Here is a 16,575-nt window from a genome sequence, read left to right on the forward strand (position 1 = left end):
TTGCTCGAATCCAGGGATTCTTGGTTAATGAATAACTATTCGAGTGTGTTGGGGGACACAAACCGGGTATATAATTACTATAAATTCCCTCTTCTTTATGAAGAGGGAAATTTTTTTATTGAGATACAAGAGTTCATCCCTGTTATCTATCTCAAAGAGGTGTGTTAATTGTTAATTTATACCGAAATCACTTCATCCTCACTTAACAATTCTTCTTGTCGCAAGCGAAGTAAAATTTGTGCTACCGCAACAGTATCTTTTTCGCAATAAATGATGATACGATCGATATCATTTTCTTTATAATATACATCTCTAACCATACTGCCATCGATATCATCTTTTGGAGATGGAATTTTTAAAATATGAGTAAGTAGTTTCAAAGATGTATAATGCTTGTAATCACCAAACTTCCACAAGTCTAAAGTATCTAAATGTGGAACTTCCCAGGGTTTTTTACCAAAAAGATTTAATTTATAGGGCAATGCAATACTATGAATGATCATCCTTCGGGCGATATACGGAAAATCAAACTCCTTACCATTATGTGCACAAAGCAAATGATGTGCTTTACTAAAATGAGTTTCAATTAGGTTCTTAAAGTCTATCAGCAGTTGTTTTTCTTCTCCATAAAACGATGTGGTTCTAAATGATCTGGTTTCACCTTTAGTGGTAAAATACCCCACCGAAATACAGACTATCTTACCAAACTCTGCCCATATACCCGCACGATCATAAAACTCCTCGGGAGAGAAATCTTCTTTGCGTTGATATTTAGTCTTATCTGCCCAAAGGTATTGCATTTCTTCACCCAAAGCATCAAAATTTTCATGCTCTGGAACCGTTTCTATATCCAGGAATAAGATATGCTCAAGATTTAGCTTATGAAGCATTCTCTAACATTTTATATGCTTCTTCAATAAAAACAAAGAAATCCTCGGTAAATGATTCTCCCGGCACAAACTGTCCTCTATGATGCCCTAAACGCACAATAATCACATCATCTTCTGGGACACAAATCACATACTGACCTAAAATACCTCTCATGGCAAAAATTTCTTTATCCAAATGATCAGATAACCAAAACCCATAGCCATACATATCGTCTTTTTCGAATCTTTTCTTGGTTGCTAATTTGGTAAACGCTGCTGGTAGAATTTGCTGTCCTGCAAAAACACCATTATTCTTAAACAATACCCCAAAACGAGCAAAATCTCTGGCATTACTAGCTACACAACAATACGCTTTTTCCATACCACTATCTTCGCTATCAAGTTGCCAAATCGCTTCTTGTTCCATCCCCATAGGTTTCCAAAAGCTCTCGCTCAAATATTCTGATAAACTTTTTCCAGTTGCTTTCTCGATAACCATCCCAAGTAATTGGGTGTTCCCGCTTAGGTATTTAAACTCTTTTCCGGGTTCTTCAACTACTTCTAATCCCAACAATACTTCTCTAATGTTTGTATCATAATAGGCTTTGGCCGTTATCGAAAATGGGCTTTTATAACTTTCCTCCCAATTAAGTCCAGAAGACATTGATGAAAGATCTCCTACGGTTGTCTTTGCTGCAAGTCCTTCAGAAAATTCTGGAAAGAAATCTCCAAGCGGCTGATCTAAACTTTTAATATACCCATCCATTATAGCCTTACCCAACATAGCGGTAACCATACTTTTGGCCATTGAAAAAGAATTGGTTTTAGATTCGGTTCCAAATCCATCGGCATAATTCTCATACCAAATGCTATCATTCTTGATGATCATATAGGCTACAGTTCCTAATTCTTCATTAATTTCATTTAATCGATCCGTACTTTTAGAAGTATTATATTCTTTATGTAATGCCCAAGGTATTTTAGCAGTTCCTTTTTCAATGGTACGATTATCAAAATGTGTATAATCATCTAAATAAGCAGTATTATGACCTGTCAGATACACTACTCTTACTCCTTTAAAAATATATTCGGAATCAAATACATATAACAAGGCTACACAAAGAAAGAGTATAGCGAAAAATACTTTGAGAAATTTTTTGAAGATTTTCATATTAAGATTTAAAAAGTGTAAAAATTGAGTTCATGCCAATTTAATTAAAAAAAATGAATGACTCAGAATGCAATACTACGATATCGTAGTATCATTTTTCGAAACTGGGAATATAGGAAGTAAAATAGTACAGCGTACTATGATGATTTGTTAATCAAAACAAAGACTGTTGTTTTACAGGGTTTTCGTGATCCAACAACCATTTTTTGCGCCATAAGCCTCCGGCATATCCCGTTAGCGACCCATCACTACCAATTACTCGATGGCACGGCACAATAATCCAAAGCGGATTTTTGCCATTTGCCGAAGCTGCGGCCCTGATACATTTTGGATCTCCTAGTTTTTTGGCCATATCCAAGTATGTAGCTGTCTTACCAAAAGGAATATGTAATAATTCTTCCCAAACTTTTTTTTGAAATTCGGTTCCGGAAGGATTGAGTTTTAAATCAAAAACGGTACGTTTCCCATCAAAATACTCTTTGAGTTGAGTACAGGCTTCTTGTATATAAGGATGTATTTCTTTTGAAGGTTTGTCTGTTGATTGCTGAGTGACTGAAACGCTAACGACTCCATTTTCATCCCCCGATATCGTGGCAATTCCTAAAGGTGTTTCTAAATAAGCCTTTTGAGTCATTCTTCTGTTGTATCATCATCAAGAATTCCTAATCTTCTTGCACGGTTTTCCCAGTTTTTTCGAGCCAGGTCCTGCATATTAGCATCGGTATCGCTTTCGTCTACAATTTCAAGCCCCAATAAGGTTTCGATCACATCTTCCATGGTTACAATACCACTTACCGAACCATACTCATCAACTACCAGGGCTACGTGTTCTCGTTGCTCTACCAATTTCTCAAATAAATCAGGTACTGCAACATTTCGACTCACTACAAACAACTGCCGTTTGAGATCACCAAGTTTTTTATCATGATGGTCTTCTGCCATTTCTTTATATACCTCATCCTTGAGCACATATCCTGTAATATGATCGAGATTATCTTTATAAACAGGTATTCTAGAAAAACGTAAATTCTTATTAGCTTCAAAAAAATCTTGAATACTTTCATCTTCAGATGCCATTTTTAACACGGTTCTGGGAGTCATAATACTCTTGGCAGGTATGGCTTTAAAATTGAGTAAATTTCGAATCACCTTAGATTCTGATTCTTCAAAAACGCCTTCTTCTTCTGCAATATCGGCCATAGCCGAAAAATCTTCTCTACTCAAAACAGAACCATGATGCCCTTTACCACCAATAAGTTTGGTTGTTAGCTGAAGTAACCATAGAATCCCTGTATACTTAAGTGGAGCAATTAGTATGATTAATGCTTTTGATGTAAAATTGGCCAATTGTTTCCAATAAGTAGCCCCAATGGTTTTGGGTATAATTTCAGAAACTACTAAAATCAATATGGTCATAATGGCAGATACGATCCCTACCATATTGACGCCTAGTATTTCAAACTTATATGGCAATTGCTCTGCCTGAACACCCACCAAAATAGCTCCAACGGTATGTGCTATTGTATTTAATGTAAGAATCGCAATAAGAGGCTTGTCTACATCTTTTTTAAGATTTTCTAAGGTAATCGCGTACGACTTTCCTTCTTTATTTTTAACATTTATAAATGTTGGTGTAACACTAAGTAGTACCGCTTCTAAAATCGAACATAAAAACGAAAAGAAAATAGAAAGTACAGCGTAAATAATTAGTAAGGTCATTGTATTAGATATGTACTGCTAAAGTAAGGATTTGAACTCAAAAATTAACAATGTGTTTTTGTTATTTACCTACTTCGGTCATATATATTTCTAAGGCCTTTAATTCTTCTTCAGAAAATGTTTTGATAATAGCAAAATTGGTTTTCATTACCGTATACGTTTCAGGATCTACAATAGGCTCGGCTTCTTGCTTTAAAAATGCCACAAGATCTGCGTTTTGTTCTTTGTAGGTTTTCATGATTTCTACAACTCCCGGGCCTATAGATTTTTTATCTATTTTGTGACAGGTATAGCATTTTCCTTTACCTTCAAAAATTTTTTTACCAATATCAAAAGATGAAATTTCTTTTTGCTTAGCTCCAATTTTAATTTCGTCTTTTTCTTTTTTTTCAGATTTACAGCTTATAAAAAACAAAGCCGTTATTATATACACTAAACCTATTTTTGGCATATATTTCTTTATTTATATTTTTCCTTTATCTTTTCTATATCGTTCTTAAACCGTTCTAACAAATCTTTCGAAAAATTAGTAATTACTTGTTCTTCATTAGCATCAACTCCTTTAGTTGCTTCGGCAATTTTGGTAAGCGCATAGAGCATAAAATCATATTCCATATCAGGACCATTATCAGAAAATACTTCGATTATGTTCTTGTATAAGGTTTCTATATCATTTTGGTTATCACTTTCATAATCAAAAGACCATTTTATCTCCTCGCCTTTAGGATGGCCTTTCAAGATTTCTTCAAGAGTTTCTACTTCTTCTTTCTGGATAACTCCATCACTCATGGCCAATACGTATAGTAATTCGCCAAATGTCTGATATAATCTTTCTCTACTTACCATAGTTTATCATTTTTGATCGTATATCATCCTAGTAATTTTACCACATCTTTAGCAAAATAACTGGCAATAATGTGCGCTCCTGCTCTTTTAAAAGCCATTATTTGTTCTAACATAACGGCATCATGATCTAGCCAACCTTTTTCTGCAGCTGCTTTAAGCATAGCATACTCGCCGCTTACTTGATATACCGCCACAGGAACATCAACGTTATCTCTGACCTCTCTAACCAGATCTAAATAGCACAATCCTGGTTTTACCATTACAATATCTGCTCCTTCTTCGATATCCATAAGCGTTTCTTTAATGGCTTCTTCGCGATTAGCAAAGTCCATTTGATATGTTTTTTTATCACCAAATCCTGGTGCAGAATCTAATGCATCCCGAAATGGTCCATAAAATGCCGATGCATATTTAGCACTATAGCTCATAATCCCCGTATTGACATAATTTTCTTCTTCCAGGATCTCTCTGATAGAAAGTATACGGCCATCCATCATATCACTGGGAGCTACAAAATCAGCTCCCGCTTGAGCATGAGATAACGACATTTCTGCCAAAACTTCACAAGTTTCATCATTAACGATATATCCATTCTTTACAATGCCATCGTGACCATAAGAAGAATACGGATCCAGTGCCACATCGGTCATGACCAACATATCTGGGGTTACTTCTTTTACCGTTTTTACAGCTCTTTGCATTAATCCGTCTGGATTTAATGCTTCGGTTCCCTTATTATCTTTTAGGGTATCAGGTACCTTCACAAATAATAATACCGATTTTAATCCCATAGACCAAAGCTCTTTAACCTCATTCTTAAGCAAGTCCAGACTATATCTATAATAACCAGGCATAGAAGCTATTTCTTCCTGTACACCTTTTCCTTCTACGACAAAAAGTGGAACTAAAAAATCATGGGGAGTAATTGTGTTTTCTCTAACCAAAGAACGAATGGCTTCATTGGTTCTTAATCGTCTGTTTCTACGAAGTTGTTGCATTCCTAACTTTAAATTGATAGGTGTAAAGATACTCATATCTCAAATACGAGAGATCATGTATGAATACTTATTTAAAGATATATTTACTAGAAAAATATATCAAATCCTGTAACAAAACCTTAACATGTGCTACTAACATAACAATACATAAATTGCAAACTTTGAACTTATGCTAACCATAAAAAATCTCAACAAAACGTATCCCAACGGTACCCAGGCATTACATGATGTTACTTTGACTTTAGAAAAAGGAATGTTTGGTCTTTTAGGACCCAATGGAGCAGGAAAATCTTCTTTGATGAGAACTATTGCCACATTACAATTAGCCGATTCTGGTACGATTGAGTTTGATGGTATCGATGTCTTTAAACAACCCGAAGAATTGAGAAAAGTTCTCGGATATCTACCACAGGATTTTGGAGTATACCCAAAGGTATCTGCTGAGATGATGCTGGATCATATTGCCAAAGTAAAGGGAATTACTAATAAAAATGAGCGCAAAGGTTATGTAGCCGATTTATTAAATAAAGTAAACCTGTATAAATTTAGAAATCGTAACCTTGGAGATTATTCTGGAGGGATGCGCCAACGCTTTGGTATAGCACAAGCTTTGTTAGGCAATCCTAAATTAATTATTGTTGATGAGCCTACTGCGGGTCTTGATCCTTTAGAGCGAAACCGATTTCATAACTTATTAAGCGAATTAGGTGAAAATGCCGTAGTAATTCTAAGTACCCACATCGTAGATGATGTCACCAATTTGTGTCAAAATATGGCTGTATTTAATGAAGGCCGAATCCTAGTACAAGGCAACCCACAAGAATTGTCCGATCGATTAAATGGCAAAGTTTTCAGAAAACATATAGAAAAGTCTGAATTAGAAGCTGTTGAAAATGAGTTCGTAGTACTATCAAATTACCTTAGAGGAGGTCAGTTTTATGTCAATATATATAGTGATACCAATCCCGGACAAGGTTTTGAACCTGTACATAATGATCTTGAAGATTTCTATTTCTACTGTATCAATAAAAAAGAAGAACAGGAGGCTACAATATGATAGAAATATTTTTGTTTGAATTAAAATATAGGCTAAAAAGACCTGCAACTTGGATTTATGCTGCATTAGGGCTCATAATTGCTTTACTGGTGGCTTATTTCGAAAAATCGATTACTGCACAATTTGTAAATAGCCCGAATAATATCATCGGGGTTATGGGACCCATTTCGATCATCTCTATTTTCTTTTATGCCGCTATTATGGGAGTACCCATATTTAGAGATAAAGATCACAAAACGGCACAAACGTATTTTACTTTTCCTATCCCACAAAAATCATATGTGCTGGGGCGATTTTTGGGTAGTTTTTCGATAGCAACTTTACTCAATATTTTTATTGTTATTGGTGCCATTATCGGATTTGGAATCGGTGCTTTTTTAGATCGCCCTGATTATGGAGAGTATATGAGTTTTAATATCATGTCTTACCTCCTGCCCTTTTTGTTTATATTACAAATCAATGCCCTTTTAATCGGATCATTGTTTTTCTGTCTGATGGCATTTTTTAAAAAAATGCCCATTATCTACTTAGGAGGGATCTGTCTATTTTTATTATATAGTATTACTGGTGATCTGATGCGAAGTATAGATAACCAATGGTTAACCGTATATTTAGATCCTTTCGGAAATAGAGCCTTTAGTTTTGTTAAAAAATATTGGTCAATAAATGAGTTAAACATTAATCAACTTCCTATTTATGGTAAATTTTTGATGAACCGCATGCTTTGGTTAGGAATAGGGCTTCTGTTTTTTCTAATTACATATTTCAGGTTTGATTACAAGAAGTTTTTATTATCTGCCAAGCAGAAGAACACTTCAAATAATGATCAATATCGCCCATCTTTAGCTACTTCGGTGACTCAATTATTTACCAAAAAAACCGAAAGACAAAATTTACTATCTCTCAGTAAAATTGAGTTTTTATCGATCATTAAAGATCCTGTTTTTATAATTCTTTTGATTATCGGGATTATCATATCATTAATTACAGTTTTTCAGGCAAACGAAACCTATGGCACCCCTAATCTTCCATTAACCAGATATATCATAACTTATATTTCTGGAGGGATTACATTGTTATCAATTATCATTTTAGTAATCTATTCTGGGGAAGCTGTGCACAGAACAAGAAAAAACAAAACATTTGTGTTTTATGATGCACTGCCTATCAGTAATTCTAGCTTATATTTCTCTAAAATTATATCCTTAACTGGAATAGCTGTTGTGCTTACTTTAGTTAATATCTTTGTAGGTATATTGTTTCAGACCTTTAATGGATATTTTGGATATGAGTTAGATATGTCTTTTACATATAACTTTTTGTTGATCCTCCCAAGTTTCATAACAACAGTCTTATTAGCCTTTTTTATTCATGTCCTGGTAAACAATAAATTTTTAGGCCATTTTATCGTTATTTTAATTTATGTTGGGCTACCACTGCTGGTTACCTTTGCTTTGAAGAGTAGTAACCCTATGCTAATTTATGGAGCGACTACACCATTTTTTATCAGTGATTTAAATGGTTTTGGTCATTATTTAACCGGAATCACCTGGTTAAACTTATATTGGATATTGCTAACAGGAATACTAATGTTGATCGGTAAGTTATTCTGGACCAGAGGGTTTTTCTCTTCTGCCAAAGAAAGACTTACTCTTGCCAAACAAAGATTCAATACCAAAACAATAGCTACATTAACATTAGTTGTAATTGCTTTTGTATCTGTTGCAGGATACAGCTATTATAATCTAAAGGTTTTAAATGAAATTGTTAGTGGTGACGAATCTGAAAAGGTAGGTGCCGATGCCGAAAAGAAATATGCAAAATATATTGGTCAGGCACACCCTCAAGTAACCGATTTGAAAGCCTATATTGATCTTTTCCCAAAGAAAAGAAACGTAAAAGCCAAAGGAGAGTTTAAAATCATTAACAACTACAATACTCCTATTGATACATTACTGCTCGAAGTTCAGTTTCCTAATGGACATACTAGCTTAGAAAAAGTAGTGTATAATGGCAAAGAACTATCTCCTGTAGTTACAGATTCTGTATACAGAATGTATTTTTACAAGTTGCCTAATGCGATGCAACCAAATGAAAAAGCAGAGCTTACCATAGAAGTATTTGCAGACACCAAGGGTTTTGCCAACTCTAGAGAAACTGAAGTGCTTTATAATGGATCTTTTTTTAATAATTCTATTTTTCCGAGGTTTCATTACGAACCAAATATCATTGAAAATGGTGTACGTGTAAAGCATGGTTTAGAAAAACTTGATTATTTATTCCCTCCGAGAACAGATTCTACTGCATTAAAGAAAAACCTGTTTAATGAGGATGCCAATTATATGAGTTTTGAAGCCGTTGTAAGTACTGCAAAGGATCAAACTGCTTTGATGCCAGGAAAACTGATTAAAAATTGGGAAGAAAACAATCGAGCATATTATCATTATAAACTAGAATCGCCAACCGATTTATTCTTTAATGTTGGGTCGGCTAGATACGATGTTGAAAAATCGAGCTGGACCGCTCCTAGTGGCAAAAAAGTGGATATTGAAATCTATCATTCTCCAAAACACAAACGTAATCTTAAGTATTTTATAGAAGGAGTCAAAGTAGCGCTAGATTATTGTTCTAAAAACTTTTATGAATACCCAAACTCTGTAATACGTATTGTAGAGTTTCCGGCACATACGACTTTTGCGCAGTCTTTTGCCACAACAATACCCTATTCTGAAGATTTTGGGTTTGCCGCCAATTTTGATAAGGCAGAAGATTTTAACTACGCCTTTAGAGTAACAGCACACGAGGTTGCACACCAATGGTGGGGGCACATCGTTACACCAAGTAAAACATCGGGTGCTAATATTATTTCTGAAACCTTAGCTGAGTATACTTCGCTAATGACCATGAAACATGAATATGGAGAAAACGGAATCAAGAATTTCCTTAAATACTCTCTGGACGCCTATTTGAAAAGCAGAGCCTTTAGTTTTAAACCTGAACGATCCTTACTCAACGTAGAAACCGGACAACATATTTGGTATCGCAAAGGATCTATGGTGATGTATGAGCTCCAGGACCTAATCGGTGAAGATAAAATCAATACTGCTCTTCGAAGTTTTTTACATGAGTATAAGCACTTTGAAAAAGGTGTATATCCCACTTCAGAAAACTTATTTGAAGCTATTTATAATGTTGCTCCGGATTCATTGAAATATGCTGTTAAAGACGGTTTCAAGGAGATTGTACTTTATGAAAACCGCGTGGTTTCGGCAAAGACTAAAAAATTGAGCAATAATACATACGAAACTACCTTTACCGTAGATTCCAAAAAGATCTATTACGACGATAAAGGAAAAGAAGAACGTACTGATGATAAGGCCAATTATATCGAGATCGGTTTATTTGGAGAAGATATTGTAGATGATCAAGAAGTACCTCTTAAAAATCCATTTTATATTGAGCGAAAATGGTTAAAACCCGGCGAAAACACCTTTACCATTATTACAGATCAGCAACCCATAAGAGCGGGCATAGACCCTTACAATAAACTAATAGACAGAACTTCTGGTGATAACCTAAAGCCTGTTGAAGAAGAATAATTTGTAGTTAGTTAAATGTTGAAAATCACGATCGAAATGCGCTGTTTTGATCGTGATTTTCTTTTTTGGGATATACATGTAACATTTTCCTGTCATTACAGTCTTCTTTTTACGAATCCTTCAGGCAACTATTTGGATTTGGATTTCGTCTTTAATAGTAAGAACTTTATGTAATCAAACTTTATGTTTATGATCTATAACTCATCTTTGGTAGTTTCTATAGCTTTTTTTATGACATGCCTTGTTATAAATGCACAGACCATAACCTCTAGGGTGATCGACAAAAAAACAAATCAACCTATCCCTTATGCAACTATTCAGGTATCAGAAGATCAAGGTATTATTACAAATGAAGAAGGTAGATTTAATTTAATTTTAGGCAGTAAACATTCTAACATTGATTCTATCTATGTTTCTTCTATGGGATATGAAAAAGTGGGTGTTTCTATCAAAAATGTGGTAGATAGTATCATATATATTCAACCAAAGGCCATCGAACTTAAAAGCGTATTTATTTCCAATAAAAACCTAACAATAGATGAGATTATTGATACTGTAAAAGAGCGTATTCCTGAGAACTACAATTTTGAATTATCGCATAGACGATTGTTTTTCAGGGAATCTGAGTTTAATACGATTAAAAAATTAAATATCAAGTTTAAAGAATCAACCATTAGAGAACTCGACAAAAAACTTATTGATAGTGTGGTTACCATTATTCCAAGAAAATCTGAGTATTATACCGAAACCCTTTGTGACTTCTATGGTGATTTAGAAGAAGGAAAAATTAATATCATTAAAGCGGCAGAGCTATACGATAAGAATAACGAAGTATCTATGGAAGCCATGACTAAACGCATGGAAACTATTTTTAAGAAAAACGTTAAGCCAGATTCTTACCTCAAGATTAAATCAGGATTATTTGGCACCAAAGTGCAAGTAGATTCTATACTTGAGCAAACCGAAAATGGAGATGAGATAAAAGATAAAATTGATAAGGAGAATACTGGGGATTTTCTAAAAAATCAAAGAAGAGCATTAAAAAGTTTGTTATCCAGTCTCTTTTTTAATGAAGATGTGATGTCTAATTTTCTGAACAAATCAGGAAGATATGATTTTAAACTTGTAGATTATACCTATATCGATGATCAAAGCGTGTATATTATCAATTTTTCGCCTAAAAGAAGCGAGGATTTTAAAGGGACGCTCTATGTAAACACCGAGGATTTTGCCGTGATTAGAGTAGATTATGAGAATGTAAAAAATCTTAGAAATTTTAAGCTATTAGGGATCCATTATCAAGATAATTTATATCGAGCCAAAATGCTTTTTACCAAAGGAACGAACCAAAAATATGATCTTAAATTTCTAGAAATGTATAGAGGTGAGTTTTTTGGTTTTGATCGCCCCTTAAAAGTGATTGAGAAAAACAAACATGTAAAAGGCAGACGAAAACAAAACGAACTATCTCTTGGGATTGATGCCGTGAATACCTACAAGCGTAAGTACGAGATTGTGGTTTTTGATTCGAAACAACTTACAAAAACCGAGTATAACAGTAGTATAGAAAACAAATCAATAAAACCTCAGTATTTATCAAAATACGATCCACAATTTTGGCAAGGATACAACATTATAGAACCTAATGCAGCCATAAAGAGATTTACGGCTACTCCTGAAGTAGAATAATTATAAAAAACTTCTCTCGGTCTTATCTAATTAGGAGTATCTAATTTTAAAGTTTTGATCAATGCATCAAAATAAAAATCTTCCTGTTCAGGAACTATAGTTACTTTGTATGCCGTGTTTTTTATAATGTAATGAGACGTTGTTTCGGGATCTAATGTCGACGAATGAAGATATACTATCTTCTGAATAAAATCATTAATCAATAGCACTTCATCATAAGTCACTCCCCGACGAAATGTAGGTTGATCGCTTTTATAAACCAGATAATCATTTCTAAAACTCAACGATCTTTTTATACCCTCGGCAGTATTAAACTCAAAAGTGAAGTCCTTTGACGCAAATATTTTATTGATATTTTCTGTGGTAGGTTCTACATTACGAGCACAACTCATTGCCAAAAACATAACAAGGAACAGTGTAATTTGTGGTTTTATGATATTAATATTCATAAAAAATGCCGTATCGAGACTACTTAATTTTGTCTAAGATACGGCATTTTACATGTTCTGGAAAAACCAGTTGTACGTTTATTTTGAGGCGAAACGCTTTATAGAGCTTTCAAAATCAATATCTTGAAGGTTACTGATCAAAAGACCAATACCTCCTGATTTTGAAGCAACGATATATTCTGTTTGAAATTTTCTGTCTTTTTTATAAGCTTTTAAGTACTTAAGCTTAACTACTTTTGAAGTAGGAGTAAAGAAAAATCGACCATGTATTCTTTTGTATCTCACTTCCTGAACATTTGCTTCATCTTTTACTTGATCACTAAGAGCTTGTACTACTCTAGCAGCTCTATGCTCATCAAATTGATAATAATCGCAAGTATAGATAAATACATAATTCTCGATATTGGTTTCGTCTACAAATAATTCGAAATCCACTTTTTTATCCTGAATCTTTTTCAGTTCAGCAAGAGCGATGTTTTTAAATTTTAGATTACTATCTAGTAACTCAATTTTTGCTTTGAAATCTTCGGGGCTTGCTTTTACATAATCGCTTGTAAGAACAATGGTGTTGTTCTTAAATTCAATTTTGTTTTTCGAAAATTTAGCAAATCCTTCTTTCTTTGGCTCAAAAAGATTACAGCTCACCAGTAGGATTGAAATGGATAATAGTAGAAGTTTTTTCATAAGGGCTTGTGTTAAATGACTAAGATATAATACCATACATCTTAATTAATTCGCCCGCAAGATAATAAAAAAAAATCAATTTATTGCCATTCAACGGGTTTTTTAAGCACTTTAACTAGTTTTTCCTCTTCACTTCCCGGTTTTGGATTATGGTTATACCGCCATTGCACGCGGGGTGGAAGGCTCATTAGGATACTTTCTATCCTGCCATTTGTTTTTAATCCAAATAAGGTACCTTTATCATGAACAAGGTTAAATTCTACATATCTACCCCGTCTAATTTCTTGCCAATTCTTATGATCATCGGTGTATTTTTGTCCTTTTCTTTGTTCAACAATCGGAACATAAGCTTCGAGAAAACTATTTCCTACTTCGGTAACAAAATCATACCAATTTTCTATAGTCATTGTTTCGTTTGCTTTACAATAATCAAAAAACAAACCTCCTACTCCACGACCTTCGCCTCGGTGAGCATTATAAAAATACTCATCACATTTTTTCTTGTACACCCTATAAAAATCTGGATTATGCTTATCACAAGATGTTTTACAAACATTATGAAAGTGTTTTGCATCTTCTTCATACAAATAATATGGAGTCAAATCTTGACCTCCTCCAAACCAACGATCTACCACCTTACCATCTTTATCATACATCTCAAAATATCGCCAATTGGCATGCACAGTTGGAACCATTGGGCTTTTAGGATGAAGTACTAACGATAAACCACATGCAAAAAAGTCAACATCTCCTACATTGAAATAACTTTGCATTGCTTTGGGTAAAGCACCGTGTACTCCAGAAATATTTACACCTCCTTTTTCAAATACATTTCCGTTCTCGATCACCCGGGTTCTACCTCCGCCTCCTTCTGGTCTTTCCCAAATATCTTCATGAAATTTGGCCTCTCCATCAATCTCTTCTAGTTTTGAAGTAATTGTATCCTGAAGGTTTTGGATATAGTTATAAAATTTATCTTTCATGGTATTAAATCATTTCATTGGTAAAAAACCTAGGCATTAATTTCTTTAGGTGTTCCTGAGGAATTAGTAGTACTTATCAGTTTTTGTTCATCCAAAATCTTAACAGTTTCTGATGAAGCCGCAACTACAGATATAGGAAGTGTAATAATAAAGCCAATAATCGGTATGAAAAGCATGAGGACAAACACAATTCCGTTTCCTATGGCTGTGCCTCTATTTTTTCTTACAAATCGGATACTTTCTTTATAGTTAAAATGTCGTTCCATAGTATAATCCATATTACCAAAACCAACATAATACGCTTGTATTAGGAATATCAGGATCGTAGCTACAATCCCAATTACGGGTATAAAACTAAGGATCAGCAAGGGAATCATAAATAATAGTTCTCTGAATAAGTTACGCAAGTTGATGCGAATACCTCTTGCTAATTGTTGTCTAAAGGATGTATTACGATGCGAATGTTCTGTTTGTCCATAAAAATGCGCTTCAACTTTTTCTGAAACCGGACTCATAAATGGTGCAGAAAGTGCCATCACAATATGCTTATACAATACTAATCCTAAAACCAGGATCAATAATCCTCCTATATATGTACTGATAGTAGCAAAAGTTTCAGATCCCCACTCCCATGGCCAAATTTTAGAAATTAACACTCCCAAATCATCCGAAAAGAAATATGCAAAAGCTACAAAACTTACCCCCGTAAGTACGCTGATTAAAATCGGTATGGCAAAATACTTCCATAACCCAAGTTTAGAAATCAATTTAAATGTGCCAAAGTAGGCTTTAATTCCGTTAATAATATTTTTAAACATAAGTGCTTTTTTGATGATTACCTCTAATTAGTAGTCTTTTCCTCTATTTTGTTTCAATATCATCTTATAGATTTTAAAACTTGCGAGTTCTTTTCTTCCATTACTCTTCAGAAAGATAAACCAAATTGCTTTGATGATCCAATATGTCCTTGATTTCTATTATTTTCTTACCCTTTTGAGCTTTTTCTTTTAAAAAAAGGATTATTTCTTCTTCAGAACTACCCTTTATAGACGCAAAATAGAATCTTCCTATTTGATTATTATGCAAATCCATTGCCTTTTCTAAAGGTTCGTTAGGAGCTAGTTCTTCGTGCAAATCAGTCACTTTTTGAGCCCAAATGATCGATTTTTCATCATTTTTTGTGATTTTAAAGGTTTTTTGACAAATCAGCACATTCCATAATGCATGTCGAAACGCATTTGCTTTACCATGCAAATGATGCGTATCGGCATAACTAGCATTACAAATTTCTAAGGTTAATTTTGTAGCTTTAAGAGTTGGCAAAATGTATAATGGGTTTTGAAGCATTAAACCCGCTAATTGAAAAAATTCTTTCAGGCTAAGTTTTTTGAGTACACTCCAGACCCTCATTATATCTCTTATCTATATTCTTTTACTGCATCTACAAATGCTCTTGCATTTTCTACCGGGATATTAGGTAAGATACCATGTCCCAGATTAGCAATATAACGATCCTTCCCAAACTCATCAATCATCTGTTTTACCATTTTTTTGATATCTGCAGGTGGTGATAACAATCTAGAAGGATCAAAATTACCTTGTAGTGTAATATTTCCTCCACTTAAGTACCGGGCATTTCGTGCAGAACAGGTCCAATCAACTCCTAGCGCTGCTGCGCCCGATTTTGCCATTTCTTGTAATGCAAACCAACATCCTTTTCCAAAAACAATAACCTGAGTTTCGTCTTTTAAGGCATCTACAATTTGCTGAATATATTTCCAAGAAAACTCTTGATAATCCACTGGAGAAAGCATACCTCCCCAACTATCAAAAACTTGTACGGCATTTACTCCGGTAGCCACTTTAGCTTTTAGATATGCAATCGTAGTATCCGTTATTTTTTGCAATAACAAGTGTGCTGCTTCAGGTTGAGTAAAACATAATTCTTTGGCTTTATCAAAGTTTTTAGATCCCTGTCCTTGCACTGCATAACACAAGATGGTCCATGGTGATCCTGCAAAACCAATAAGCGGTACTCTGTTATCCAAACGCTCTTTGGTCATTGTAATGGCATCCATAACATATCCTAATTCTTCATATACATCAGGAACCACAACTTGTTCTACATCTTTTAGTGATCGTATTGGATTAGGTAACCAAGGGCCGATCCCATCTTTCATTTCTACTTCAATATTCATTGCTTGTGGGATCACCAAAATATCGCTAAACAAGATTGCTGCATCAGGACCAATGATATCTATGGGTTGCACTGTAATTTCGGATGCTAATTCTGGAGTACGACAACGCGTAAAGAAGTCATATTTTGCTTTTAACGCTCTAAACTCAGGTAAATATCGGCCCGCTTGGCGCATCATCCATACTGGTGGTCGTTCTACTGTTTCTCCTTTTAAAGCTCTTAGAAATAAATCGTTTTTAATCATATTTACTGTCATTCCAGTATAAACTGAAATCTTTTAATTATTAAATTTTATATTCCAAATGGACCCCAGA

The 16,575-nt window shown here is 34.3% G+C and carries 16 protein-coding genes; 3 read left to right on the forward strand and 13 right to left on the reverse strand.

All coding sequences use genetic code 11. The annotated features are described in order from the left end of the window. Window positions 1–176: 176 nt before the first annotated feature. The 7 genes from JJQ60_RS13345 to hemB all read right to left on the reverse strand — a co-directional run bounded on the left by JJQ60_RS13345 (window position 177) and on the right by hemB (window position 5,603). Window positions 177–890: a 3'-5' exonuclease gene (locus JJQ60_RS13345; protein WP_201920861.1), complete on the reverse strand. Its 714-nt coding sequence runs from the start codon at window positions 888–890 to the stop codon at window positions 177–179. Next, window positions 880–2,040: a serine hydrolase domain-containing protein gene (locus tag JJQ60_RS13350; RefSeq protein ID WP_201920863.1), complete on the reverse strand. Its 1,161-nt coding sequence runs from the start codon at window positions 2,038–2,040 to the stop codon at window positions 880–882. Before JJQ60_RS13350 ends, JJQ60_RS13345 begins: the two co-directional genes overlap by 11 nt. Before the next feature lie 154 nt (window positions 2,041–2,194). Continuing rightward, window positions 2,195–2,674, reverse strand: a complete 480-nt coding sequence (locus JJQ60_RS13355) for a methylated-DNA--[protein]-cysteine S-methyltransferase (RefSeq protein WP_201920866.1) — start codon at window positions 2,672–2,674, stop codon at window positions 2,195–2,197. Then, window positions 2,671–3,759: a CNNM domain-containing protein gene (locus tag JJQ60_RS13360; RefSeq protein WP_201920869.1), complete on the reverse strand. Its 1,089-nt coding sequence runs from the start codon at window positions 3,757–3,759 to the stop codon at window positions 2,671–2,673. Before JJQ60_RS13360 ends, JJQ60_RS13355 begins: the two co-directional genes overlap by 4 nt. Window positions 3,760–3,820: 61 nt before the next feature. Next, window positions 3,821–4,210 (reverse strand): c-type cytochrome, encoded by a 390-nt coding sequence (locus tag JJQ60_RS13365; protein WP_201920873.1) that lies wholly within the window; start codon window positions 4,208–4,210, stop codon window positions 3,821–3,823. An 8-nt stretch (window positions 4,211–4,218) separates the two neighbouring features. Continuing rightward, entirely contained in the window at window positions 4,219–4,605 is a 387-nt protein-coding gene (locus JJQ60_RS13370) for a tellurite resistance TerB family protein (protein ID WP_201920878.1), read from the reverse strand. A 23-nt stretch (window positions 4,606–4,628) separates the two neighbouring features. Further along, on the reverse strand, window positions 4,629–5,603 hold the full coding sequence (gene hemB, locus JJQ60_RS13375; protein WP_201921548.1) for a porphobilinogen synthase: 975 nt from the start codon (window positions 5,601–5,603) through the stop codon (window positions 4,629–4,631). Window positions 5,604–5,772: 169 nt separating this feature from the next. On the opposite strand from hemB, the gene JJQ60_RS13380 reads away from it, so the two are divergent. The 3 genes from JJQ60_RS13380 (at window position 5,773) to JJQ60_RS13390 (ending at window position 11,948) form a co-directional block, all read left to right on the forward strand. After that, window positions 5,773–6,660 (forward strand): ABC transporter ATP-binding protein, encoded by an 888-nt coding sequence (locus JJQ60_RS13380; protein WP_201920881.1) that lies wholly within the window; start codon window positions 5,773–5,775, stop codon window positions 6,658–6,660. Next, the gene (locus JJQ60_RS13385; RefSeq protein WP_201920884.1) at window positions 6,657–10,259 is read left to right on the forward strand and encodes an ABC transporter permease/M1 family aminopeptidase; all 3,603 of its coding nucleotides are present in this window, start codon (window positions 6,657–6,659) and stop codon (window positions 10,257–10,259) included. Before JJQ60_RS13380 ends, JJQ60_RS13385 begins: the two co-directional genes overlap by 4 nt. Before the next feature lie 189 nt (window positions 10,260–10,448). Next, entirely contained in the window at window positions 10,449–11,948 is a 1,500-nt protein-coding gene (locus tag JJQ60_RS13390; RefSeq protein ID WP_201920887.1) for a carboxypeptidase-like regulatory domain-containing protein, read from the forward strand. 26 nt (window positions 11,949–11,974) lie between these two features. Here JJQ60_RS13390 and JJQ60_RS13395 read toward each other — a convergent pair whose 3' ends face one another. The 6 genes from JJQ60_RS13395 to hemE all read right to left on the reverse strand — a co-directional run bounded on the left by JJQ60_RS13395 (window position 11,975) and on the right by hemE (window position 16,505). Further along, a complete protein-coding gene (locus JJQ60_RS13395; protein WP_201920891.1) occupies window positions 11,975–12,397 on the reverse strand; it encodes a hypothetical protein in 423 nt (140 codons plus the stop codon). Window positions 12,398–12,475: 78 nt separating this feature from the next. Continuing rightward, a complete protein-coding gene (locus JJQ60_RS13400; RefSeq protein WP_201920894.1) occupies window positions 12,476–13,081 on the reverse strand; it encodes a hypothetical protein in 606 nt (201 codons plus the stop codon). An 80-nt stretch (window positions 13,082–13,161) separates the two neighbouring features. After that, window positions 13,162–14,064 carry an oxygen-dependent coproporphyrinogen oxidase gene (gene hemF / locus JJQ60_RS13405; protein WP_201920896.1) on the reverse strand — a complete coding sequence of 301 codons (903 nt, stop codon included), beginning with the start codon at window positions 14,062–14,064 and terminating at the stop codon, window positions 13,162–13,164. 29 nt (window positions 14,065–14,093) lie between these two features. Next, on the reverse strand, window positions 14,094–14,882 hold the full coding sequence (locus tag JJQ60_RS13410; RefSeq protein WP_201920899.1) for an EI24 domain-containing protein: 789 nt from the start codon (window positions 14,880–14,882) through the stop codon (window positions 14,094–14,096). Between the two features lie 100 nt (window positions 14,883–14,982). Next, complete coding sequence (locus JJQ60_RS13415) at window positions 14,983–15,474, reverse strand: DUF6973 domain-containing protein (RefSeq protein ID WP_201920903.1); 492 nt, start codon at window positions 15,472–15,474, stop codon at window positions 14,983–14,985. 8 nt (window positions 15,475–15,482) lie between these two features. After that, window positions 15,483–16,505, reverse strand: coding sequence for a uroporphyrinogen decarboxylase (hemE, locus tag JJQ60_RS13420; RefSeq protein ID WP_201920906.1), 1,023 nt, complete (start codon window positions 16,503–16,505; stop codon window positions 15,483–15,485). Window positions 16,506–16,575: the final 70 nt, after the last annotated feature.

This window comes from Aquimarina mytili, from assembly GCF_016735115.1.
Classification (GTDB): Bacteria; Bacteroidota; Bacteroidia; order Flavobacteriales; family Flavobacteriaceae; genus Aquimarina; species Aquimarina mytili.

What these genes read in the sequence shown, in the direction of transcription:
- JJQ60_RS13350 (WP_201920863.1), bottom strand. Translation starts at nt 2,040, where the DNA reads ATGAAAATCTTCAAAAAATTTCTCAAAGTATTTTTCGCTATACTCTTT.
- JJQ60_RS13400 (WP_201920894.1), bottom strand. Translation starts at nt 13,081, where the DNA reads ATGAAAAAACTTCTACTATTATCCATTTCAATCCTACTGGTGAGCTGT.
- JJQ60_RS13380 (WP_201920881.1), top strand. Translation starts at nt 5,773, where the DNA reads ATGCTAACCATAAAAAATCTCAACAAAACGTATCCCAACGGTACCCAG.
- hemB (WP_201921548.1), bottom strand. Translation starts at nt 5,603, where the DNA reads ATGCAACAACTTCGTAGAAACAGACGATTAAGAACCAATGAAGCCATT.
- JJQ60_RS13360 (WP_201920869.1), bottom strand. Translation starts at nt 3,759, where the DNA reads ATGACCTTACTAATTATTTACGCTGTACTTTCTATTTTCTTTTCGTTT.
- JJQ60_RS13385 (WP_201920884.1), top strand. Translation starts at nt 6,657, where the DNA reads ATGATAGAAATATTTTTGTTTGAATTAAAATATAGGCTAAAAAGACCT.
- JJQ60_RS13345 (WP_201920861.1), bottom strand. Translation starts at nt 890, where the DNA reads ATGCTTCATAAGCTAAATCTTGAGCATATCTTATTCCTGGATATAGAA.
- JJQ60_RS13355 (WP_201920866.1), bottom strand. Translation starts at nt 2,674, where the DNA reads ATGACTCAAAAGGCTTATTTAGAAACACCTTTAGGAATTGCCACGATA.
- JJQ60_RS13390 (WP_201920887.1), top strand. Translation starts at nt 10,449, where the DNA reads ATGATCTATAACTCATCTTTGGTAGTTTCTATAGCTTTTTTTATGACA.
- hemE (WP_201920906.1), bottom strand. Translation starts at nt 16,505, where the DNA reads ATGATTAAAAACGATTTATTTCTAAGAGCTTTAAAAGGAGAAACAGTA.
- JJQ60_RS13410 (WP_201920899.1), bottom strand. Translation starts at nt 14,882, where the DNA reads ATGTTTAAAAATATTATTAACGGAATTAAAGCCTACTTTGGCACATTT.
- JJQ60_RS13415 (WP_201920903.1), bottom strand. Translation starts at nt 15,474, where the DNA reads ATGAGGGTCTGGAGTGTACTCAAAAAACTTAGCCTGAAAGAATTTTTT.
- JJQ60_RS13395 (WP_201920891.1), bottom strand. Translation starts at nt 12,397, where the DNA reads ATGAATATTAATATCATAAAACCACAAATTACACTGTTCCTTGTTATG.
- hemF (WP_201920896.1), bottom strand. Translation starts at nt 14,064, where the DNA reads ATGAAAGATAAATTTTATAACTATATCCAAAACCTTCAGGATACAATT.
- JJQ60_RS13370 (WP_201920878.1), bottom strand. Translation starts at nt 4,605, where the DNA reads ATGGTAAGTAGAGAAAGATTATATCAGACATTTGGCGAATTACTATAC.
- JJQ60_RS13365 (WP_201920873.1), bottom strand. Translation starts at nt 4,210, where the DNA reads ATGCCAAAAATAGGTTTAGTGTATATAATAACGGCTTTGTTTTTTATA.